The sequence below is a fragment of the Fusobacterium mortiferum ATCC 9817 genome, from assembly GCF_000158195.2.
GTDB classification, from domain to species: domain Bacteria; phylum Fusobacteriota; class Fusobacteriia; order Fusobacteriales; family Fusobacteriaceae; genus Fusobacterium_A; species Fusobacterium_A mortiferum.
In genome coordinates, this window is the sequence record NZ_GL987987.1 from 80129 (window position 1) to 102252 (window position 22124).

Consider the following 22124-nt stretch of genomic DNA (forward strand, 5'->3'; position numbering starts at 1 on the left):
TAGTGGAGGGTAAAATCTTCACTATTTTTAGTGTAATATAGAATTTTATTGTGTACTATGATATAATCAAAGAAAGAAATGACTATAAATTAGAAACAATAAATAATAAAAATATTAAGGGGAGTAAAAATAAATGGAAGAAGAATTAAAATCATTAGAAATATATGTGAGAGATATAAAAAATGATATTATTTCTAAAAGAATATTACAAATTATGCAATGGAATATAAAGAAAGCTGATTCTAATAAGAAATGGTACTATATTTTAACTTTTTTCAGCTTTCTATTAAATATTTCAATTCCTGTAATTAATGAATTTAATGCAGAAAGAAAATATATAACTATTATTTCAGCATTAGTAACTTTTTTAACAGGGTGTTTAGCAATTTTTAATTTTAAAGATTCATGGTATAGATATAGAAAGTCTACTGAAGAAATAAAAAGTGAGTGTATAAAATGTGCAAGCAATTTAGAGGAGTATAGTGTTGGAAATAAAGAAGCTATTTTAATTTCAAAAGTTGAGGAGATTAATTTACAAGAAAGAAAAGTATGGATAAATACTAAATTTAAAAGTGGGGAGAAAAAATGAATTACTTTGAAAGACTTTTAGAAGAGAAATCTAAATTAGACAACAGTTACGATTATTTTACACAATGGGAATATGATAAAAAATTGTATGAAGATATACTATTAGGAATTAGAGACTACTACTCTAATTATACAGATCACGGAAATAATCACTCTGAAACAATTTTAACTAATATTTTAAGAATGTTTGGTGAAGAAGAATTGAGAAACTTATCTTCTTTTGATATATGGTTATTATTAGAAGCTTCATACTTACATGATTGTGGAATGTATATATCAAGAGAAGAAGCTGAAAGAACTTTAAAGAATAATGACTTTATTTCTTATCTTAAAGAAATATGTGAAACACCATCACATCCTATGAATAAATTTACTAAAACATTCAAAATAAAGGATGACAAAATATTTTATGAAAATTTAGAATATAATATAACTCTTGAATATAACATGAAGTTTTTAATTTCTTCATACAAAAGAAGGACTCATGCACAAGATATTAAGAATGTAGTATTCAATAAAAGTAAATTATTACCTGAAAGAATTTACTATATACTTTCAATTATATCAAAAGTACATGGAGAGAGTTTTGAAGAAATAATGGATTTGCCTAAAAAAGAAAGTGGAATAGGAAGAGAGCTTGGACATCCTAGGTTTATAGCTTGTTTATTAAGAATGGGTGATTTGTTAGATATTGATAATAATAGAATTTCTCCAAGTATAATAAAAAATATAATTGATATAATTCCAAAAGATTCAAAATTTCATTTAGAAAAGCATAGATCAATTAGTCATATTTGGATAGATGAAGAAAAAATTGAAATTACAGCAAGTATTAATTGTGGAAAAGAAAGTTATGAAGTAGCAGAAGTTACTGGAAAATGGTTTGATTATATTCGGGAAGAATACAATAATCAACTATATAATTGGAAATTAATTATTCCTAATAATTTTAAAGGGATTCTTCCTAGATTAGGAGAGCTAAAAATTGATATTCAAGATTATGAATATATCGATACAAAATATAAACCAAAATTTTCAGTGGATACTAATAATGTACTAGAATTATTAGTTGGAGCATCTATATATAATAGGAAAGAAAATGCTTTAAGGGAAATTTTACAAAACTCAATGGATGCAACGTATCTAAGAATATTTGAGGAAAAAAGAGAAGAAATTTTGAAAAAAAAAGAAATTTCAATAAAAGAAATAAAAAAATTATTTAAAGGAAAAGAAATTATTATAAGCATAAAAAAAATCTTCAAAAATCAGATGAAGATGTAGAATATAATTATTGGGATATTTGTATTGAAGATAGAGGTATTGGAATTGACAGAAGAAGATTAAGATATTTAATTGAAGCGGGAAGTTCTTATAAAGATAAAACTAAGATGCTTCAAATAAATGATATGCCGAATTGGTTAAAACCTTCTGGAAATTTTGGGATAGGATTTCAAAGTATATTTTTATTAACTAATAAAGTTAGAATAGAAAGTAGATCTTTTTATACACCAGAAGTGATAGATGTTGATTTGATTAAACCATCTGCAGAAAAACAAGAAAGTGGAAATATTTATTTCCGAAAAGTAAAATTAAATTATAAACAAGAAATAGGAACTAAGTTAAGTTTTGAATATAAAACTTTAAAAAATGATAGGGAATATTTAGAATATAAAAGAATTGACTTTGATCCATTACAAGAAAATAATTTAGATTTTAAGATATATAAGATTATAGAAGAGATTGAGGACATTAATAAATATTCTTTTATTCAAATAAAAGTAAAACAAGAAAATAAAAATATAGAACTTGCTTCAAAAATTATAAAATATGATAATGAAGTAATTAAGTATAATGATAAATACCTAGTATACATACCTGAATTAGAAAAAGAAAGAGAAGGTTTAGAAGTAGAGTTTTTGTATAAAAATCAAAATATCGCTAGTATTTTTTCTTCAAGAATTAAATATCTATGGGCAATAATTAATATAATTGGTTATCGAGCAAAAGAAGTATTAAATTTAGATAGAAATTATCTAAAGTCTGAATTTATTATAACAAACTTTGAAAATATTTTACAATATGTTTATGAAAAAATAGAAAAAAATTATCTTAGAAGATTTGCTAAATTGAATAAAGTTGAAAAAGAGAAAATTTGTAAATTTTATTTTTACTATGAAAAAGAAATAAAAAAAATATATGCTCAAAAATTAATTATTGTTTCAAAATATAAAAATACTTTAAGAGAATATTTTTACACTATTCCTCTGATAAAGGATTTTACAATAGAAAAATTAAAAGATGAAGCTATAATCTGTATTAATGAAATAGACGACATTTTTGAAGCTAAATTTCAAGGAAATGATGTTGAGAAAGATTTATTAGAATTAATTATAAGAGAGTTATTAAAAATAAATAAATATCAAATTTGTTTAAAAGACAATATTAATGAAAATAAAGAAAAAGAGGGAGAGAGTGAAAAAGGAAAGGATCTTATTTTAACTAAAATTAAATCAAAATATAATATTATTGACGAGAAAACTTATATAAAAGAGTTAATTGACTATGAAGAAAAAATACGAAGAGTTTATGTTTATTGTAATGAAAAAAATTTTAAATTAAGACAAAAGGAAATAACCCATTATAAAAATTCAGAATTTATATTAGGATGGTGGTCTTCAGTAAGATTTATTCACAGTATTTTGGAGGAGAAAAGAAATGTACTATTTCCATTTTATTTTGTAAATGAGAAAACTGTGAGATGGAATGAGAAAATAAGAGAAAATTATATAAAATTTTGTTATAAAAATAGAGTAGATAGAAATTTAACACAAAAAGAATTCACCATAATATTAGATAGATATGTTGAGTATTTGGAGAAAGAATTAAAAGAAATTGGAATTAATGTTGAAAAAAATAATATTAGAGATTAAAAAACTTTATATGTCAGTTTAGAGAAATAAAGGATGGGAATTATGTATTTTAATAGTAATAATAATGGATTAAATAACATTTTACTTTTAAACGAATTATATAAATTAAAAGAAGCAATAGAATTACAAAAAAAATTAGATGAAATTAATTTTGAAATAGAAAAAGAAATAGTTGAAATTGCGATAAGTTTTTCAAAAGGGGAATATAAAAAATGGAATTATATTAGTCCTTTTGAAGCATACTTATTATCAGTAAATTATGTTAATGAAATTAATACTACACTTGAAGAGTTGGAAATAAATATTAAAAAGGAAATAAATAAAATAGTTAAATATAAAGTTTATGATATAGAAATTTTAGATGGATTTATAGGAAAGTTTATTGAGTACTTGATAAATGATAAAGAGATTTTTAAAGGAATTGAATTTTATGGAAAAATTTAAAAAAATAGAGAAAAAATTTTAAAGGAAAATATTTATATTCTTAAAACTAAATTTAGAGAAATTGAATTATTAAATTACCCGAATTTAGATGCTAAAAAAGTAGTTAACTATTTATTTAAAATATTAAATAATATTTCTTTAGAATTAGAGAATTTTAATAATTTAGATGAAAAAGATATAGTATATTTATCTGATTTTATATCTTGGCTTGAAAATGCAATATCTTCGGTTATAAATTTAAATACAAAAAATACACCGAAAGAGATAATGCTTCCTATTAGAAATATTCTAAAAAAGCTAAATTCAAAACATCTTTTTATAACTGAACCATGTTTAGAATATAATTATGCAGTATCATTATTCATGGGTTCAAAGATAGGAATATATTTCAAATTAGAAGAAGACGAAATTCCTGAAATAATTAAAATAATTTTTCCAATTCTTCATAAAGATGATATTTTAAATGGAGCTGTTATGGGACATGAATTTGGGCACTTTTTAGACCTACATTATAAATTAGATATTACTGGTAAAATTATTGCAAAATATATGCTAAATCCTATTTTTGAGGAAATTTATAAAGAAACTATGAAAAAAACTAGTCTTAGTGTAACAAAAGAAGAATTTAAAGTGCTATTATTAAAAAAATATTTTAAAAATTGGATTCAAGAGTTTGTTGCAGATATAATAGGAATTTGCCTTTATGGATTAGCTAGTTTTTTTGCTTATCAACATGTTATATTTTCAAATATAAAAATTAGTATGATTGGAGAAAGACATAAGATTAGTGATAATATTTTTGAAACACATCCACGAAATACTATAAGAACATTTATGATGATAAAAACTTTAAAAAAATTAAAATATAATAATTATGCAAATAAAAAAACATTAGACTTAATAGAAGAATATTATCAAATTTGGAATGAATCTATAATTGAAAATAATAATATTATTTTTATTTTATTAGAAGAATTTTTAAAAGATGAAAGTGATTTTTTAATAGATTCTGTAATTAATGAACTAAAGATACTATCTGATAATTTAATATATGACTTTTCAAAATTAAAGGTTATTGTTCCACATGCAGTTGAAAAAATAATTAATGTTATTCCACCAAATGAAATTAAAGGAGAGCCTATTGATGAAATAAGTATCTTAAATGCCGGTTGGATAGCCTATCTTTTGGAATATGATAAAATAAAAGAAACTTTAAATAGTGAAGATTATTCTTTTAAAGACTTTGAAATAAAGGAAATTGTCGATAATCTTATAAAGAAAGCAATATTAGCGTCAGATATTCATAGTAGGTGGTTAAACAATGAAATTAATAGCTAAGGAAGAAATTGAAAATTTAATAAATGAATCTCAATTAATAGTAACACCATTATTAAGTAAAAATCAAATTGGACAATCAAGTATAGATTTAAGATTAGGAAATATATTCAAAGTTTCAAAATTAGTTAGAGAAGGATTTATTGATATTAATAAAAAGAATTTAGAAAAATTTTTCGAAACCTCAGTTAGAGATTTTGGAGAAGAATTTATACTGTACCCAAATCAGCTTGTTTTAGCTACAACTTTTGAATTTTTAAAAATACCTAACAATATAGTTGGAAATATATATACAAGGTCTTCTTTAAATAGATTAGGAATTCAAATAGCTTCTATGGTACATTCAGGTTATAGAGGAAGTTTAACATTAGAATTAATAAATAAAGGAATAACTCCAATTAAATTAAAAGTTGGAATGAGAATTATACAATTAAGTTTATTCAAAGGAGAAAATTTTGAATATAAAGATTATTCTAAATTAAAAGAAGCAAAATATATAGCAAATATTGAACCTAAAATTTCTATTATATATGAGGATACAGATTTACAAATATTATCAAATTTTATGAAATAGGTATAGATAAATATAATTTTATATATTTTTAAATATTATAATAAAAAAATAAAAATATAAAGAAAAATTTCTTAAAATCATTAAAAAAATACTTAAAAATACCCTTGTAGGTAACACATAGGTAACAAAAGGTATATTTATACCAATAAAATCAAGGATTTCAAATTCTCAAAAAGATAATTTGCATGGAATTATATACCTCACAAACTCAATGTTTGTGGGGTTTTTTCTTTATGTTTAAAAAGTTATAAAAAAACACCTCTGTTTTAAGAGGTGTAAAAATTTAATTAATTTATTTTTTAGGAATAAATTTAAAGATTATTCCAGTAAGGATAGCTGGGCATACCCAAGCAAGTCCTAATGAATCAAAAGGAAGATTAGAGAAAAGAGAATCTAAAAAACTTAATTTTAATCCAATAGCTTGTAGAGCTTCAAAAGAACTTATTATCCCTGCTCCAATAACAGTACCTAAGAATATATTATCGTTTTTAATTTTATTTTTTAAAATATTTAAGAATATTAGAGCAATAGCAATAGGGTATAAAAATACTAAAACTGGTACAGCAAGTTTTATAATAATATCTACACCAAACATTGCAAAAATAATACTAATTATTGTAGTTATAATAGCTAATTTTTCGTAAGAAATTTTTGTTAAATCACTGAAGTAGTCAGCTACTGTTGCAGTAAGTCCAATAGCAGTAGTGATACAAGCTCCTGTTACACAGATAGCTAAAATAATTTTTCCAAAATTTCCTAGAAGAAGTTTAACTATTGAGGTAAGTAAATCTACACTTCCAGTTCCAGAAGGTAAAATATTAGTAACAGTACTACCAATAAAACCAAGTCCACCATAGACAATAGCTAATCCTCCAATAGCTATGATACTTGTTTGAATTAAGAAAGAAAACTCTTGTTTCTCAGATAAATTTTTATCTTTTCTAATGGATTTTAGAATAATATCTGAAAATACAATAGCAGCTAAAGTATCCATAGTTTGATAACCATTTAAAAATCCATATTTAAATGGAGGTAACTCTTTAGTAAGAGAAATTGATTCTCCAATTGGAAAGAAAACCCCTTTAAATATAATAAGAGCTAAAACAATTAGAAGAATAGGAGTAAGGATAGCTCCAACTCTATCTACAACTTTACTTGATTTTAAAGAGAAAAGTAGTGAAACTCCAAAGAAAATTATGATAAAAATTATTTTATAAGTATTGTAGTTTGAAATATCTTTAGAAAAAATCATTTCAAAAGCAGTAGCTCCAGTTCTAGGTAATGCTAGAAGCGGTCCTATTGAAAGAATAAGAGCAATATTAAAAAATTTAGCAAATTTAGGGGAAACTCTCTCTGCAAAACTATCTAAGTCTTTACCAGCAAAGGCAGAAGTAAATATTGCTAAAAGAGGAAATCCCGCTCCTGTCAATATAAATCCTAATGTAGCTAAAGACCATTCATTTCCATTTATAAACCCAACCATTGGAGGGAAAATTAGATTTCCAGCACCAAATAACATAGCAAACAGGGCAAAGCCTGTAATAATAACATCTTTTTTCTTATACATAAACTCCTCCTATTAATATTTTATATATATTTTATAAAAATATCTTATCAATGTCAAACTAAAATAAAAAAATATTGACAACAAAGAAATATTGTGATAAGATTATTTCGAATCAAGGAAAAGGAGGAAGAGAAAATGTTAATGACAACATTATTAAGGAACAGGAAATATAATACAACTATATATAATTTCTTTTGTAATGAGTCTGTTAATATTTTTATTGATTCTTCCAGAAGGAATATTTTTTAATACTTAGGTGTATAATATTTCTTGAGACTTTCAAAAATGATATATATCTAGTATTGGGGAGTATTTGGATATAGAATCATATATATATTTTGTTATCAACAGATTAGCATTCAAAAGATGTTAATCTGTTTTTTATTTATCACTATATTAAACTATAAAACATTTTAGGAGGAGATTTTATGAAAAAATTATTTTTAAAGGCGGTTTTAGTTTCTATGTTTGCTGTATCTGGGCTTAGTTTTGGAGCTGATAAGCTCTATGTAGGAACAAATGCAGAGTTTGAACCGTTCGAATATCTACAAAATGGTGAAATTGTAGGATTTGATGTGGATTTGATGGAAGAGATAGCAAAATCTATGGGGAAAGAGATAGAATGGAAAAATATAGCTTTTGATGGACTACTTCCAGCTCTTCAAGCTAAAAAACTAGATGTAATTATAGCTGGAATGACAGCTACTGAAGAGAGAAAGAAATTTGTAAACTTTTCACAAACTTATTATGAATCAAATCAAATGATGTTAGTTCATGAAAAAAATCCAGTTGTAAAATCTTTTGATGAATTAAAAGGTCATGATGTAGGAGTTGTGCTAGGATATACTGGAGATATAGCAGTAAGTGAGATAGAGGGAGTGAAAGTTCATAGATATAATGCTACATCAGAAGCTATTATGGCTCTTAAAGCACAAAAAATAGATGTAGTTGTATTAGATTCTGAACCAGCTAAAAATTATGCTAAACAAAATCCAGAGTTGAAGTTAATCAACACAGATGTAGCAAAAGAGGAGTATGCAATAGCAGTAGGAAAAAATGATAAAGAGTTAGTTGAAGATATTGATAAAGCTTTAACAGAGTTAAAAGCAAATGGAACTTATGATAAATTAATAAAAAAATATTTTTCTGAGAAATAATTAAAACAGAGGAGAGGGATTTTAAATGAAAGAAAAGGTAGTATTAGCTTATTCAGGAGGGCTTGACACTTCAGTAATTGTACCATGGTTAAAGGAAAACTATAATGATGTGGAAGTAATAGCTGTTTCAGTAGATGTAGGTCAAAAAGATGATTTTATGGAAGTAGAAAAAAGAGCACTAGCTATTGGAGCTTCTAAATTCTATGTAGTAGATAAAAAAGATGAGTTAGTAAATGATTTTATTTTTCCTATGTTAAAATCAGGAGCTAAATATGAAAACGAATATCTATTAGGGACATCAATCGCAAGACCTGTAATAGCTAAAGCTTTAGTAGAGATAGCTTTAAAAGAGGGAGCTAATTATATAGCACATGGAGCAACTGGAAAAGGAAATGACCAAGTTAGATTTGAGTTAGGAGTAAAAGCTTTAGCTCCTAATATAAAAATAATAGCTCCTTGGAGAGTCTGGGATATAAAATCTCGTAAACAAGAGATAGAATATCTAAAATCTCATAATATAGATTTACCATTTAAAGAGGGAGTTACATATAGTAGAGATGAAAATCTTTTCCATATTAGCCATGAGGGACAAGAGTTAGAATCTCCAGCTAATGCACCTAAATATGATAATGTACTTCAATGGGTACTTCCTTTAGAAAAGGCAAGTGATACTGCTGAATGCATATCTATTGAATTTGTAAAAGGTGTTCCTACAAAATTAAATGGAGAAGCTCTAGATGGAGTTACTCTAATTAATAAATTAAATGATATAGGGGCAAAACATGGAGTTGGAGTATTAGATTTATTAGAAAATCGTCTTGTAGGAATGAAATCAAGAGGTGTGTATGAAACTCCAGGAGGAACAATATTATATTTTGCTCATGAAGAGTTAGAAAGACTTTGTTTAGATAGAGATACTCTTCAAGCTAAAATGAAATTATCTCATGATATGGCTAAATTAATATATAATGGACAGTGGTTCACTAAATATAGAAAATCTCTTTCAGCTTTTGTAGAGGAAACTCAAAAGTATGTAACAGGAATAGTAAATTTAAAATTATACAAAGGAAATATTATTTTAAATGGAATGGAATCAGATTACTCTCTATATTCTCAAGATTTCTCAACATTTGACGAAGATACAGTATATAATCAAAAAGATGCAGAAGGATTTATTAATCTATTTGGATTACCAATAAAAATAGAAAGTCTATTAAGAAAATAGTTTTTATAATAAGTTAATTATTTTATAAATAAAAGAAAACAATCATTAAATTTGGTTTAATGGTTGTTTTTTATTTTTGAAGTTCTAATTAATTTATATTTTGATAAAAAAGACTTAAAAGAGTAAGAAGTTTGTGTACACTAAACTTTACTTTTTTGCTTAATAGGAACTATGATACAAGGAATTTATGAATTAAAATATAGAAATAAATAGAAAAAAGAGTTGTTAAAAGCTAATAATTTTTATTAGATTAACAACTCTTTTTTGTTAGACAAGCTAATAAAGTTTTGGTATAATATAAGGAAGTTCATAATTATAATAAAGAAAAAATAAAGGTGAAATATGGAAAAGATATTTGAACAAGTAGCTAAGGAGTTAGGATTATCTCCAGCTCAAATAACAAACACTATGCAGCTTTTAGACGAGGGGGCGACTATACCTTTTATAGCTAGATATAGAAAGGAAGTTACTAATAATCTTGATGAGATAGAGATTGGAAAAATTTTAGAAACAGTTACTTATCAGAGAAGTTTAGAGAAGAGAAAAGAAGAGGTAATTAGACTTATTGAGGAACAGGGAAAACTTACTGATGAGATAGTAAAATCAGTAGCTTTGGCAACTAAACTTCAAGAAGTAGAGGATATATATTTCCCATATAGAAAAAAAAGAAAAACAAAGGCAGATACAGCAAAAGAAAGAGGATTAGAACCACTTGCTAACTATATGTTAGAAGCTCTATCAAACGAAGATGTAATTGAAAAAGCAAGGGAGTTTATAACAGAGGAAGTTCCTAGTGTAGAGGAAGCAGTAGAAGGAGCTATGCTTATATTGGCTCAAAATATATCTGAGACTCCTACTTATAGAGAGCAAATAAGAGAGATAATGCTTACTAAAGGAATAATTGCAACTAAAGAGAGTAAAAAAGCAAGAGAATTAGATATAAAAAAAGTTTACTCAGATTATTATCAATATAATGAGCCTATATCTAAGATGCCTTCTCATAGAATTTTAGCTGTAAATAGAGGAGAGAGTGAAGAAGTACTAACTGTTTCAATAGAATTTGAAGATGAAATAAGAATAAGAGTAGAGAGAGTCATATTGAAGGATTTTAAAAACAAAAATCTTCAAGATACTTATCAAAAAATAGTAGTAGATGCATTAGACAGATTAATACTTCCATCTATTGAGAGAGAGGTAAGAAATATCTTAACAGATAAAGCAGAAGAAGAGGCAATTAAAGTATTTAAAGAGAATTTAAAGAATCTTTTGATGCAAGCACCTTTAAAAGAAAAAAGCATACTAGCACTTGACCCAGGATATAGAACAGGATGTAAAGTAGCTATAATAGATAAAAATGGTTTTTATATAGGAAATGATGTATTTTTCTTAGTAGCAGATATGCATACACCAAAACAATTAGAAACGGCTGAAAAAAAGATAGTGGACTATGTAAAAAAATATAATATAGATATAATAGTAATAGGAAATGGAACTGCTTCAAGAGAAACAGAGAGTTTTGTAGCTGATGTAATTAGAAAAAATAACTTAAATACAAAATATCTTATAGCTAATGAAGCAGGAGCTTCAATATATTCAGCTTCAAAAATAGCAGCTGAAGAGTTTCCAGATTTAGATGTAACAGTGAGAGGAGCTATTTCAATAGGAAGAAGAATACAAGATCCACTTGCTGAATTAGTTAAGATAGATCCTAAATCTATAGGTGTAGGAATGTATCAACATGATGTAAATCAAGGTAAATTAGATGAATCATTAGATGCAGTTATAGCATATGTTGTAAATAGTGTAGGGGCAAATTTGAATACTGCTTCTTGGGCATTACTTTCACATATTTCTGGAATAAAGAAAAATATGGCTAAGAATATAGTTGATTACAGAAAGGAAAATGGAAATTTTAAAAATAGAAAAGAACTTTTAAAAGTAAAAGGAATTGGTGCAAAAGCTTATGAGCAAATGGCTGGTTTCCTTGTAATAGTAGACGGTGAAAATGTATTAGATAATACAATAATTCATCCAGAATCTTATCATAAAGCTATAGAATTATTAGCTGAATCTGGGCTTACAGTAGATGAGTATGGAGCAGATTTAAATGTGGCTAGGGAGAAATTAAAAGAATTTGATTATGCTAAATTTGCTAAAGAAAAAGAATATGGAGTAGAAACAGTAAAAGATATATATGAAGCTTTAATAAGAGATAGAAGGGACCCAAGAGATAGTTTTGAAAAACCACTTTTAAAATCAGATATCTTAAAAATAGAGAATTTACAACCTGGAATGGAGATAGAGGGAACAGTTAGAAATGTTGTAAAATTTGGAGCTTTTATTGATATTGGATTAAAAAATGATGCACTTTTACATATTTCTGAGATTTCAAATAAGTTTATAGATGATCCAAGTAAAGTTTTATCAGTTGGGCAAATTATAAAGGTTAGAATAAAAGATATTGATAAAGAGAGAGAGAGAGTAGGATTAACTAAAAAGGAGAAATAGTTGTAATGAGAGTAAGTAGAAATTCTCTTTTAGTCAGAATGGTATTTTATAATGATATTGCTATAGTAATATCTTCTATTACAATAGCACTTTTTTTGACATTTACAGCATTTCAAAATCTGGAATCTAAAGTAGTAGATTCTGTTAGGGATAAAATATCTCTAATGAATAGGGCTTATAATGGAGAAATTTTAAAAGTAAAAGATGAATTAAATCAAACATTAAGAAATTTTACAACCTTTGATAATAGAAAGTTAAATAATATTTTAAGTTATAGTGAAAGGGCAGCTCTAATTAGAAATCGTTTAGCAAGAAGAAACTATGAACTATATTCAAATTCAATTTTGTCTATAGTAGATGAAAATGGCTATGTATTAGGAGAAGTTAATAATGGAGAGGTTTCTCCTAAAATTGACAGAGAGAGTTTTAAAGCAAATGTATCTAATGTTGATAATGATATAAAAACAAGTTATTTTTCAAAAGTAGAAGATAAAATATATTCTCGAGTAATAGTAAGATATAACAATGAAAGTGAAAGAAGGCTATATTTAGTAGTTACACTTCCAATAGATGAAAGAGTTATGAAAAATTTATCACTACTTTCAAGTCTAGGAGAAGAGGATAAAGTTTTTCTAGTAGTAGATGAAAAATATAAGTTGGGAACTTTTAATCTGAAAGAAAATACTCCTATTTTAAGTAAGAGAGATAAAAATAAGTTTAATCTTAAAAACTATAATTATGTTTACAAAAAAAAGAGTATAGATGATGAAACTTATTATATAGCTTTATCAGATATATATGATTATAAAAATGAGTATATAGGTAGTTTTGGAGTTGCTTTATATTATGAAAATATAGAAGTTTTGAAATTGGTGATCTCTTTATCTGTAATAGTTATAGTCTTGCTTTTTGTAGCTGTAAGTACTACAATTTCAGCTAGAATGTTTAGTAAGCTTTTAGAACCTCTAGGAAGAATTATGGAGGCAGCTGAAGAGGTAAGTAAGGGAAATTATAAAATTTTTGTCAAGCCAGAAGGTGTAGATGAGATGAGAACCTTATCTAAGACTTTCAACAAGATGGCTACTGACATTAGAGCAAATGAGGAGCAAGCTAAAAGTAAAAATAGAAAATTAGTTGGAACTTTAAAAAGAATAGACGCAGTAGAAAAAATTCTTATGAATATTCAGATAGAAAATGATATGAATATTACAGTAAAAGAGATAATGTCAGCACTAACTTCAGAGATGGGGCTTGGCTTTAGTAGAGCTATGTATTTTAGGTATAGTAGAGAAATAGACACTATGGTAGGAGAATTTGCCACAGCAAATAATAAAGTCAAACGAGAAATATTAAATGGAGTAGAGAGCACTGGTGGATTTAAATTTCAAATAGAAGAAATAGCTGAACTAGTGAAGCTTATAAAAATACCATTTAAAAATAGCAATTTAATAGCTAAATCTCTATTAGAAAAAAGGATAATCTTTCAAAATGATAAGGGATATAAACATGAATTGGGAAATGAATTATTTAAAAGTTTAGGAATAAATAATTTTTTAATCATGCCTATATATAGTGAGACTAGAAATTATGGCTGTATTGTGGTAGACTATTTTGGAAAGGATAATAAAGTTACTCAGGAAGAGGTAGAATTATTAACTCTTTTATTTTTAAATATCTCAATCAGAATAAAAAATAGAACTTTAGAAGAAGAAAAAATAGACTTTGAAAGAACAGCTACAATAGGAAAGCTTGTAGATAGATTTTTTAAAGGAAGAGAGGTTTCCTTTGAAAAAATGTTAGAGTTTACCGAAAGAATGCATGAGTATGACCCAAGTAATAGTTTGTTAAAAATTCAGATCCAGGAAATAAAAGATGAGATAGGAAAACTTAGAAGAGAGAGAGAGATTCTAAATGAGTATGTAAATGTAAAAAATAGTAATCCTTTAGAGATAATAGAAATAGAAACAATATTCTCAGAGATAATTGCAGATATAGAACCTAGATTAGAAAAATTGGGAATAAATATCTCAACATTTATAAATTATAATGGTAAAATACTAGGGAATAGAGCAAGGCTTAAAAGAGCTTTTTATGAAGTTATAAAAAATGCAAAAGAATCTTTTGATAAGGTAAATAATGATAATAAAAAGATAAATATAATAGTAACAAAAGAGAAAAATGTTGATAAAATTAAAATAAATATAATTGATAATGGAATTGGAATGACTAAGGAGCAATTAGAAAATATATTTGAACCTTTTGTGGGATATAATGAAAATGCACCAGGATTAGGACTTTCAATAGTATCAAGAATAATAAAAGATCATCATGGTGTAATAAAAATATCATCAGAGTTAGACGAAGGAACAGATGTAAAAATAACTTTAAATATATATAAGGAGGAGATTTTATAATGAGTGAAAAGGATTACGGAGCTACGCTAAACCTTCCGAAGACAAGTTTTCAAATGAAAGCAAATCTTCCAAATAAGGAACCAAAAATCATTCAAAAATGGGAAGAAAACAAAATTTATGAGAAAGGATTAACTAAGGGGACAAAATCATTTATATTACATGATGGACCACCTTATGCAAATGGAGATATCCATATAGGACATGCTTTAAATAAGATATTAAAAGATATAATTTTAAAATATAAAAGACTTAGAGGATATAATGCACCATATATTCCAGGGTGGGATACACATGGATTACCTATTGAACTAAAAGTAACAGAAAAATTAGGTGAAAAAGCAAAGGAGATGTCTCCATTAGAGATAAGAAAACTTTGTACAGAATATGCTCTTAAATGGGTAGGAATTCAAAGAGAAGGATTTAAAAGACTAGGAGTATTAGGAGATTGGGAAAATCCTTATTTAACTTTAAAACCAGAGTATGAAGCAAAACAATTAGAAGTATTTGGAGAACTTTATGAAAATGGATATATTTTTAAAGGGTTAAAACCAATTTATTGGTCTCCAGTTACAGAAACAGCTTTAGCAGAAGCTGAAATAGAGTATAAGAATGTAACTTCACCATCTATTTATGTAAAAATGGAAGCTAATGCAGACTTATTAGAAAGATTAGGACTTACAGAAGAAACTTGGGTAGTAATTTGGACAACAACTCCTTGGACATTGCCAGCAAATATGGCTATATCATTAAATCCTAACTTCGAATATGGAGTATATAAAACAGAAAAAGGAAATCTAATTCTAGCTAAAGATTTAGCAGAAAAAGCTTTTGCTGAGATGGAAATAGCTGAATATGAATTAGTAAAAGAGTTTATAGGAAGTGACTTAGAAAGAGCAACTTATAAACATCCATTCTTAGAGAGAACAGGTATGATAATATTAGGAACACACGTTACTGCTGATGCAGGAACAGGTTGTGTACACACAGCTCCTGGACATGGACAAGATGACTATGTTGTAGGAACAAGATATGGAATAGAAGTAATCTCTCCTATCAATAACAAAGGAGTACTTACTGAAGAAGCTGGACAATTTGCTGGATTATTTTATTTAAAAGCAAACAAAGAGATAGTAGCTCATTTAACAGAGACAGGGCATCTATTAAAATTGAAAAATATAGAGCACTCTTATCCACATGACTGGAGATCTAAAACTCCTGTAATTTTCAGAGCAACTGAGCAATGGTTCGTAAAAGCTGAAGGTTCAGATTTAAGAGAAAGAGCATTAAAAGCTCTTGATAATGTAGAGTTTGTACCGGCTTGGGGAAGAAACAGAATAGGTTCTATGCTAGAAACAAGACCTGATTGGTGTATTTCAAGACAAAGAGTATGGGGAGTACCAATTCCTGTATTTTATAATGAAGAGACAGGAAAGGAGATTTACAATAAAGAGATTTTAGCAAGAATAGTAGAGATAGTTAAAAAAGAGGGAACAGCAGCTTGGTTAACTCATACAGCTGAAGAGTTAATAGGAGAAGAGTTATTAGAGAAGTATAACTTAAAAGGTGTAACTTTAAGAAAAGAAACAAATATTATGGACGTTTGGTTTGACTCTGGAGTATCTCATAGATCAGTATTAGAAACTAGAGGAGAATTATTACATAGACCAGCAGATATGTATTTAGAGGGTTCTGACCAACATAGAGGATGGTTCCAAACATCGCTTCTTACTTCAATAGGGTCTACACATGATGCTCCATACAAAAAAATCTTAACTCATGGATTTGTAAATGATGGAGAAGGTAAGAAAATGTCTAAATCAGTAGGAAACGTAGTAGTACCAGCTGATGTTATAAAAGTATATGGAGCGGATATCTTAAGATTATGGTGTGCTTCAGTAGATTACAGAGAGGACGTAAAAATCTCTGATAATATTTTAAAACAAATGGCAGAGGCATACAGAAGAGTAAGAAATACTGCTAGATATATTTTAGGAAATAGTAATGATTTTAATCCTGCAACTGATAAAGTAGCTTATAAAGATTTAATGGAAATTGATAAATGGGCATTAAATAAATTAGAAATTTTGAAGAGAAGAGTTACAGAAAACTATGAAAAATATGAATTCTATAACTTATTCCAAGATATTCACTACTTTGCTGGTGTAGATATGTCAGCTTTCTATTTAGATATTATAAAAGATAGATTATATACAGAGGGAACAAACTCGTTAGATAGAAAATCAGCTCAAACAGTAATGACAGAGATATTATTAACTTTAACTAAAATGATAGCTCCAATTCTTTCATTTACAGCTGAAGAGATTTGGGATACATTACCAGAAGCTTTAAAAGATGAGGAATCAGTACTTTTAACTTCTTGGTATGAGGAAAATGATGAGTACTTAAATCCAGAGGTAGAAGCTAAATGGGCAGATATTATAAAAGTAAGAAAAGAAGCTAATAAGTCTCTAGAAAAAGCAAGACAAGGAGAGAATAGAATAATAGGAAACTCTCTTGATGCTAAAGTAATGTTATTCTCTAAAAATGCTGATATGCAAAATTTCTTAGCAGAAAATAGAGATAGACTAGAGTTAGCGTTAATTGTTTCAAATGTTGAAATAGTTGACTCTTGTGATGAAACATTTGTAGAGGGAGAAGAGTTAAAAGACCTATACATAAAAGTTGTACATGCAGAGGGAGAAAAATGTGAAAGATGTTGGAAATATTCAACTGAGGTTGGAGTAGATGCAGAACATCCTACACTTTGTCCAAGATGTACTTCTGTACTAAAAAATAACTAGGAGAAATTATGATATATATAGTTTTAATCTTGATACTTGTTGGTGCTGACCAACTATCAAAATACCTCATAGATAGCTATATGCTAGAAGGGGAGACATTACCTATAATAAATGATTTTTTTCATCTTACTTATGTAAAAAATAGAGGTATTGCCTTTGGAATGTTTCAAGGAAAACTAGATATAATAAGCATAGCTACAATTATAGCAATTGTAGCTATTGCTTATTACCTGTATAAAGAAAGAAATAAATTATCTATGATAGAAAAAATGGGATTTATTTATATCTTAGCAGGAGCCATTGGAAATATGATAGATAGAGCCTTTAGAGGATTTGTAGTAGATATGGTAGACTTTAGAGGTGTCTGGAGTTATGTATTTAATCTAGCTGATGTCTGGATAAATATAGGAGTAGTATTTGTACTACTAGACCAATTAATTCTTAGAAAGAAGAGAGAAACCGAGGAGGATAAGAAATGACATTTCAAGAGATAATTTTTGCTCTTCAAAAATATTGGAGTTCTAAAGGGTGTGTATTAGGAAACCCTTATGATATTGAGAAGGGAGCTGGAACATTTAACCCAAATACATTCCTTATGTCATTAGGACCTGAACCATGGAGTGTAGCATATGTTGAACCATCAAGAAGACCTAAAGATGGAAGATATGGAGAGAACCCAAATAGAGTTTATCAACACCATCAATTCCAAGTTATAATGAAACCATCTCCATTAAATATTCAAGAGCTTTACTTAGAAAGTTTAAGGGTATTAGGAATAGAACCTGAAAAGCATGATATCCGTTTTGTAGAAGATGACTGGGAATCACCTACACTTGGAGCATGGGGACTTGGTTGGGAAGTATGGTTAGATGGAATGGAAGTAACTCAATTCACATATTTCCAACAAGTAGGAGGATTAGAGCTTGATCCTATTCCTGTTGAGATTACTTATGGGCTAGAAAGAATAGCACTATATATACAAAATAAAGAAAATATTTATGATTTAGAATGGGCTCCAGGAGTAAAATATGGAGATATGAGATTCCAATTTGAATATGAAAACTCTAAATACTCATTTGAATTAGCAGATTTAGATAAACATTTTAAATGGTTTGATGAGTTTGAAAAAGAAGCAAGTAGAATACTAGATGAAGGTTTAGTATTACCAGCTTATGACTATGTTTTAAAATGTTCTCATGTATTCAATGTACTAGACTCAAGAGGTGCTATATCTACGACTGAGAGAATGGCATATATATTAAGAGTAAGAAACTTAGCAAGAAGATGTGCTGAAGTTTATGTTCAAAATAGAAAAGATTTAGGATATCCGCTATTAAAAAAATAATTAAATAAAAATTAAAAATAAGTTTTTTAATAGGAATATCAGTTATTAATAAGAGGAGGAAGAACATTGAGATTACTATTTGAAATTGGAATGGAAGAGTTGCCAGCAAGATTTCTTAAGCAGGCATTAAGTGATTTAAAATCTAATTTAGAAACAAAATTAAATAATGAAAGAATAAAATTTGATGAGATAAAAACTTATGGAACACCTAGAAGATTAGTGCTAGATGTACATAATTTAGCTGAAAATCAAGAGGACTTAGACCTTGTAAACTTAGGACCAGCTAAAAGTGTAGCTTATGTAAATGGAGAAATTTCAAGAGCTGGACTTGGATTTGCTAAATCTCAAGGAATAGAGCCAGAGCAATTAGAAATTGTTTCTACTCCAAAAGGAGAATACATAGCTGCTAGAAAATTTATGAAAGGTAAGGCTACTAAAGAACTTTTATCTGAAATTTTAAAATCTCTAGTATTAGAATTAAACTTCCCAAAATCTATGAAATGGGCAGATAAAAAATTAAGATTTGCAAGACCAGTTCAATGGTTCTTAGCTTTATGTGATTCAGAAGTAGTTCCATTTGAAATAGAAGGAATAGCAAGTGGAAATAAATCAAGAGGACATAGATTCTTTGGAAAAGAGTTTGAAGTATCTAATGTAGAAGAATATTTTACAAAAATTAGAGAGAATAATGTTATCATAGATATTGAGGAGAGAAGAGCATTAGTTAAAGATTTAGTAGCTAAATGTGCTGGTGCTGGAGAACAAGTTCATATTGAAGAGGAGCTATTAGATGAAGTAACAAATTTAATAGAGTATCCTTGTCCAATAGTTGGAAGCTTCAATGCTGACTTCTTAGAAGTGCCACAAGATGTATTAATTATATCTATGCAAGTACACCAAAGATATTTCCCTATTTTAGATACTAATGGAAAATTACTTCCTAAATTTGTAGTTGTAAGAAATGGTATCGAATCTTCTGATTTCGTAAGAAAAGGAAATGAAAAAGTATTATCAGCTAGACTTGCAGATGCTAGATTCTTCTATCAAGAAGATTTAAAACATCCATTAGCTGACAATGTAGAAAAATTAAAAACAGTAGTATTCCAAAAAGATTTAGGAACTATTTATCAAAAAATAGAAAGAAGTAAAGAGATAGCTACTTATCTAATAGATGTATTAGGTTGTGCAGATAGAAAAGAGGATGTATTAAGAACTGTATATCTAGCTAAAGCTGACCTAGTTTCTAATATGATAGGAGAGAAAGAGTTTACAAAACTTCAAGGATTTATGGGAGCAGATTATGCACTAAAATCTGGAGAGAATGAAAGAGTTTCATTAGGAATAAAAGAGCACTATTATCCAAGATTCCAAGGAGACTTATTACCAACAGAAATGGAAGGAATAATAGCAGGTATATCTGATAGAATAGATACTCTAGTAGGATGTTTTGGAGTAGGAGTTATCCCAAGTGGTTCAAAAGACCCATTTGCTTTAAGAAGAGCAGCTTTAGGAATAGCTAACGTAATAGTTAACTCTAAATTAAATATATCATTAAAAGCATTAGTTAATAAATCTTTAGATACTCTAGTAGCTGGTGGAGTATTAAAAAGAGATAGAGCTACTGTAGAAGCTGAAGTATTAGAATTCTTTAAACAAAGAGCTATCAATATTTTTGGAGATATGGGATATAGTAGAGATGTAATTGTTGCGGTAGTAGATAAAGATTGTGATAACTTAGTAGATGCACTTGAGAGAGTAAAAACTTTAGAGTCATTTGCTAAAGAGGAAGAGTTTGGAAAACTATTACCTGTATTAAAAAGAGTTGGAAATATCTCTAAAGACCATACAGATATGATAATTAATCCAGAATTATTCAAAGAGGATATAGAGAAGGAGTTATATCAATTTTCTGTAGAGTTAAGTAATAAAGTAAATCTAGCTATTGAGCAAAGAGATTATGCTAAATATCTTGAAGAGATAACATCTGGAAAAGATATAATTAACAACTATTTTGATAAAATAATAGTAATGGATAAAGATGAAGCTATTAAAAATAATAGATTATCTCAAATGAGATTTTTAACTGATATTTTTACTAAGATGGCAGATTTAAATCAAATAGAAGAGAGATAAAAAAATTAGGGGGATGGCTAAAGTCATTCCCTTTTTATAAAAATTTTGAGGAGAGAAAAATGAGAGAGTTTTTAAAAAGAAAAGGTGTAGAGTTATCTATTAAAAAATATTTAGTAGATGCTTCAAGTTATATGGCATTAGGACTTTTTTCAACTTTACTTATAGGGACCATACTTAATACAATAGGCGAAAAATTAGAGATAGCTTTTCTAACTGATGTAGTATGGAAAGTAGCTAGAGATATGACAGGACCAGGAATAGGACTTGCAGTAGCCTATGGATTAAAAGCTCCTCATCTAGTACTATTTTCTTCAACAGTAACAGGAGCTATAGGAGCTATGTATGGAGGACCTGTAGGTTCTTTTATAGGAGCAGTTGTAGGAGCAGAATTTGGAAAGATAGTATCTAAAGAAACAAAGGTAGACATAATAGTTGCTCCAGCTACAACTATAATATCAGGTTCATTAGTGGTCTATTTAGTAGGTCCATTTGTAGCAAAGATTATGCAGACTTTTGGAGCTATGGTAGTATATGCTACTGAATTACAACCATTTGCTATGGGAATACTTGTTTCCACAATAGTAGGGATAGCTCTTACTCTTCCTATTAGTAGTGCAGCTCTATGTATGATGATAGGGCTTGGAGGACTTGCTGGTGGAGCAGCAACAGTAGGGTGCTCAGCTCAGATGGTAGGTTTTGCAGTAATGAGTTTTAAAGAAAATGGTTGGGGTGGACTTGTAGCTCAAGGTGTTGGGACATCTATGCTTCAGATAGGAAATATAGTAAAAAATTGGAAGATATGGATACCACCAACAGTAGCAGGAGCTATATTAGGCCCAGTATCTACAATGGTTTTTAAATTTCAAAATATACCAATAGCTTCAGGAATGGGAACAAGTGGATTTGTAGGACAGTTTGGAACAGTTACAGCTATGAATAGTATAGGAGTAACAGGATTAAAATTATATTTAGGAATATTATTACTTCATTTTTTATTACCAGCTATAATTACTTTGGGAATAGCAAAGTTAATGAGAAGAAAAGGTTGGATAAAAGATGGAGATTTAAAATTAGATTTATAGAAAATTTATGGAGAGGAAAAG

The 22124-nt window shown here is 27.7% G+C and carries 16 protein-coding genes; 15 read left to right on the top strand and 1 reads right to left on the bottom strand.

What is annotated here, in order from left to right; genetic code table 11:
- Positions 1-133: 133 nt before the first annotated feature.
- The 6 genes from FMAG_RS00465 (at position 134) to dcd (ending at position 5871) form a co-directional block, all read left to right on the top strand.
- Positions 134-589: a DUF4231 domain-containing protein gene (locus FMAG_RS00465; RefSeq protein ID WP_005882997.1), complete on the top strand. Its 456-nt coding sequence runs from the start codon at positions 134-136 to the stop codon at positions 587-589.
- Positions 586-1869 (top strand): HD domain-containing protein, encoded by a 1284-nt coding sequence (locus FMAG_RS00470; RefSeq protein WP_005883000.1) that lies wholly within the window; start codon positions 586-588, stop codon positions 1867-1869. The genes FMAG_RS00465 and FMAG_RS00470 overlap by 4 nt, the downstream gene beginning before the upstream one ends.
- A 107-nt stretch (positions 1870-1976) precedes the next feature.
- A complete protein-coding gene (locus FMAG_RS00475) occupies positions 1977-3518 on the top strand; it encodes a hypothetical protein (protein WP_005883002.1) in 1542 nt (513 codons plus the stop codon).
- Between the two features lie 42 nt (positions 3519-3560).
- Entirely contained in the window at positions 3561-3962 is a 402-nt protein-coding gene (locus FMAG_RS00480) for a hypothetical protein (RefSeq protein ID WP_005883004.1), read from the top strand.
- 267 nt (positions 3963-4229) lie between these two features.
- Positions 4230-5300 carry a hypothetical protein gene (locus tag FMAG_RS00485; protein WP_005883006.1) on the top strand — a complete coding sequence of 357 codons (1071 nt, stop codon included), beginning with the start codon at positions 4230-4232 and terminating at the stop codon, positions 5298-5300.
- Positions 5284-5871 carry a dCTP deaminase gene (dcd, locus tag FMAG_RS00490; protein WP_005883008.1) on the top strand — a complete coding sequence of 196 codons (588 nt, stop codon included), beginning with the start codon at positions 5284-5286 and terminating at the stop codon, positions 5869-5871. Before FMAG_RS00485 ends, dcd begins: the two co-directional genes overlap by 17 nt.
- A 292-nt stretch (positions 5872-6163) precedes the next feature.
- Here the strand turns inward: dcd and brnQ are convergent, their stop codons facing one another.
- Positions 6164-7438, bottom strand: a complete 1275-nt coding sequence (gene brnQ / locus FMAG_RS00495; protein WP_005883010.1) for a branched-chain amino acid transport system II carrier protein — start codon at positions 7436-7438, stop codon at positions 6164-6166.
- A gap of 428 nt (positions 7439-7866) precedes the next feature.
- Here brnQ and FMAG_RS00500 point away from each other — a divergent pair, with 428 nt between their 5' ends.
- The 9 genes from FMAG_RS00500 to FMAG_RS00540 all read left to right on the top strand — a co-directional run bounded on the left by FMAG_RS00500 (position 7867) and on the right by FMAG_RS00540 (position 22103).
- On the top strand, positions 7867-8595 hold the full coding sequence (locus FMAG_RS00500; RefSeq protein ID WP_005883012.1) for a basic amino acid ABC transporter substrate-binding protein: 729 nt from the start codon (positions 7867-7869) through the stop codon (positions 8593-8595).
- Between the two features lie 25 nt (positions 8596-8620).
- Positions 8621-9820, top strand: a complete 1200-nt coding sequence (locus tag FMAG_RS00505; protein ID WP_005883013.1) for an argininosuccinate synthase — start codon at positions 8621-8623, stop codon at positions 9818-9820.
- A gap of 342 nt (positions 9821-10162) precedes the next feature.
- Positions 10163-12328: a Tex family protein gene (locus FMAG_RS00510; RefSeq protein WP_005883016.1), complete on the top strand. Its 2166-nt coding sequence runs from the start codon at positions 10163-10165 to the stop codon at positions 12326-12328.
- Positions 12329-12333: 5 nt separating this feature from the next.
- Positions 12334-14742 carry an ATP-binding protein gene (locus FMAG_RS00515; RefSeq protein WP_005883018.1) on the top strand — a complete coding sequence of 803 codons (2409 nt, stop codon included), beginning with the start codon at positions 12334-12336 and terminating at the stop codon, positions 14740-14742.
- The gene (gene ileS, locus FMAG_RS00520) at positions 14742-17543 is read left to right on the top strand and encodes an isoleucine--tRNA ligase (protein ID WP_005883020.1); all 2802 of its coding nucleotides are present in this window, start codon (positions 14742-14744) and stop codon (positions 17541-17543) included. Before FMAG_RS00515 ends, ileS begins: the two co-directional genes overlap by 1 nt.
- 8 nt (positions 17544-17551) lie before the next feature.
- Positions 17552-18022 (top strand): signal peptidase II, encoded by a 471-nt coding sequence (gene lspA, locus FMAG_RS00525; RefSeq protein ID WP_005883022.1) that lies wholly within the window; start codon positions 17552-17554, stop codon positions 18020-18022.
- Complete coding sequence (glyQ, locus tag FMAG_RS00530; protein ID WP_005883024.1) at positions 18019-18888, top strand: glycine--tRNA ligase subunit alpha; 870 nt, start codon at positions 18019-18021, stop codon at positions 18886-18888. Before lspA ends, glyQ begins: the two co-directional genes overlap by 4 nt.
- Before the next feature lie 66 nt (positions 18889-18954).
- Positions 18955-21021: a glycine--tRNA ligase subunit beta gene (gene glyS / locus FMAG_RS00535; protein WP_005883027.1), complete on the top strand. Its 2067-nt coding sequence runs from the start codon at positions 18955-18957 to the stop codon at positions 21019-21021.
- Positions 21022-21080: 59 nt separating this feature from the next.
- Positions 21081-22103: a PTS transporter subunit IIC gene (locus FMAG_RS00540; RefSeq protein ID WP_005883029.1), complete on the top strand. Its 1023-nt coding sequence runs from the start codon at positions 21081-21083 to the stop codon at positions 22101-22103.
- Positions 22104-22124 lie beyond the last annotated feature (21 nt).

Excerpts from the sequence above, each read along its gene's own strand:
- FMAG_RS00465 (WP_005882997.1), top strand. The coding sequence starts at position 134 with ATGGAAGAAGAATTAAAATCATTAGAAATATATGTGAGAGATATAAAA.
- FMAG_RS00470 (WP_005883000.1), top strand. The coding sequence starts at position 586 with ATGAATTACTTTGAAAGACTTTTAGAAGAGAAATCTAAATTAGACAAC.
- FMAG_RS00475 (WP_005883002.1), top strand. The coding sequence starts at position 1,977 with ATGCTTCAAATAAATGATATGCCGAATTGGTTAAAACCTTCTGGAAAT.
- FMAG_RS00480 (WP_005883004.1), top strand. The coding sequence starts at position 3,561 with ATGTATTTTAATAGTAATAATAATGGATTAAATAACATTTTACTTTTA.
- FMAG_RS00485 (WP_005883006.1), top strand. The coding sequence starts at position 4,230 with ATGCTTCCTATTAGAAATATTCTAAAAAAGCTAAATTCAAAACATCTT.
- dcd (WP_005883008.1), top strand. The coding sequence starts at position 5,284 with ATGAAATTAATAGCTAAGGAAGAAATTGAAAATTTAATAAATGAATCT.
- brnQ (WP_005883010.1), bottom strand. The coding sequence starts at position 7,438 with ATGTATAAGAAAAAAGATGTTATTATTACAGGCTTTGCCCTGTTTGCT.
- FMAG_RS00500 (WP_005883012.1), top strand. The coding sequence starts at position 7,867 with ATGAAAAAATTATTTTTAAAGGCGGTTTTAGTTTCTATGTTTGCTGTA.
- FMAG_RS00505 (WP_005883013.1), top strand. The coding sequence starts at position 8,621 with ATGAAAGAAAAGGTAGTATTAGCTTATTCAGGAGGGCTTGACACTTCA.
- FMAG_RS00510 (WP_005883016.1), top strand. The coding sequence starts at position 10,163 with ATGGAAAAGATATTTGAACAAGTAGCTAAGGAGTTAGGATTATCTCCA.
- FMAG_RS00515 (WP_005883018.1), top strand. The coding sequence starts at position 12,334 with ATGAGAGTAAGTAGAAATTCTCTTTTAGTCAGAATGGTATTTTATAAT.
- ileS (WP_005883020.1), top strand. The coding sequence starts at position 14,742 with ATGAGTGAAAAGGATTACGGAGCTACGCTAAACCTTCCGAAGACAAGT.
- lspA (WP_005883022.1), top strand. The coding sequence starts at position 17,552 with ATGATATATATAGTTTTAATCTTGATACTTGTTGGTGCTGACCAACTA.
- glyQ (WP_005883024.1), top strand. The coding sequence starts at position 18,019 with ATGACATTTCAAGAGATAATTTTTGCTCTTCAAAAATATTGGAGTTCT.
- FMAG_RS00540 (WP_005883029.1), top strand. The coding sequence starts at position 21,081 with ATGAGAGAGTTTTTAAAAAGAAAAGGTGTAGAGTTATCTATTAAAAAA.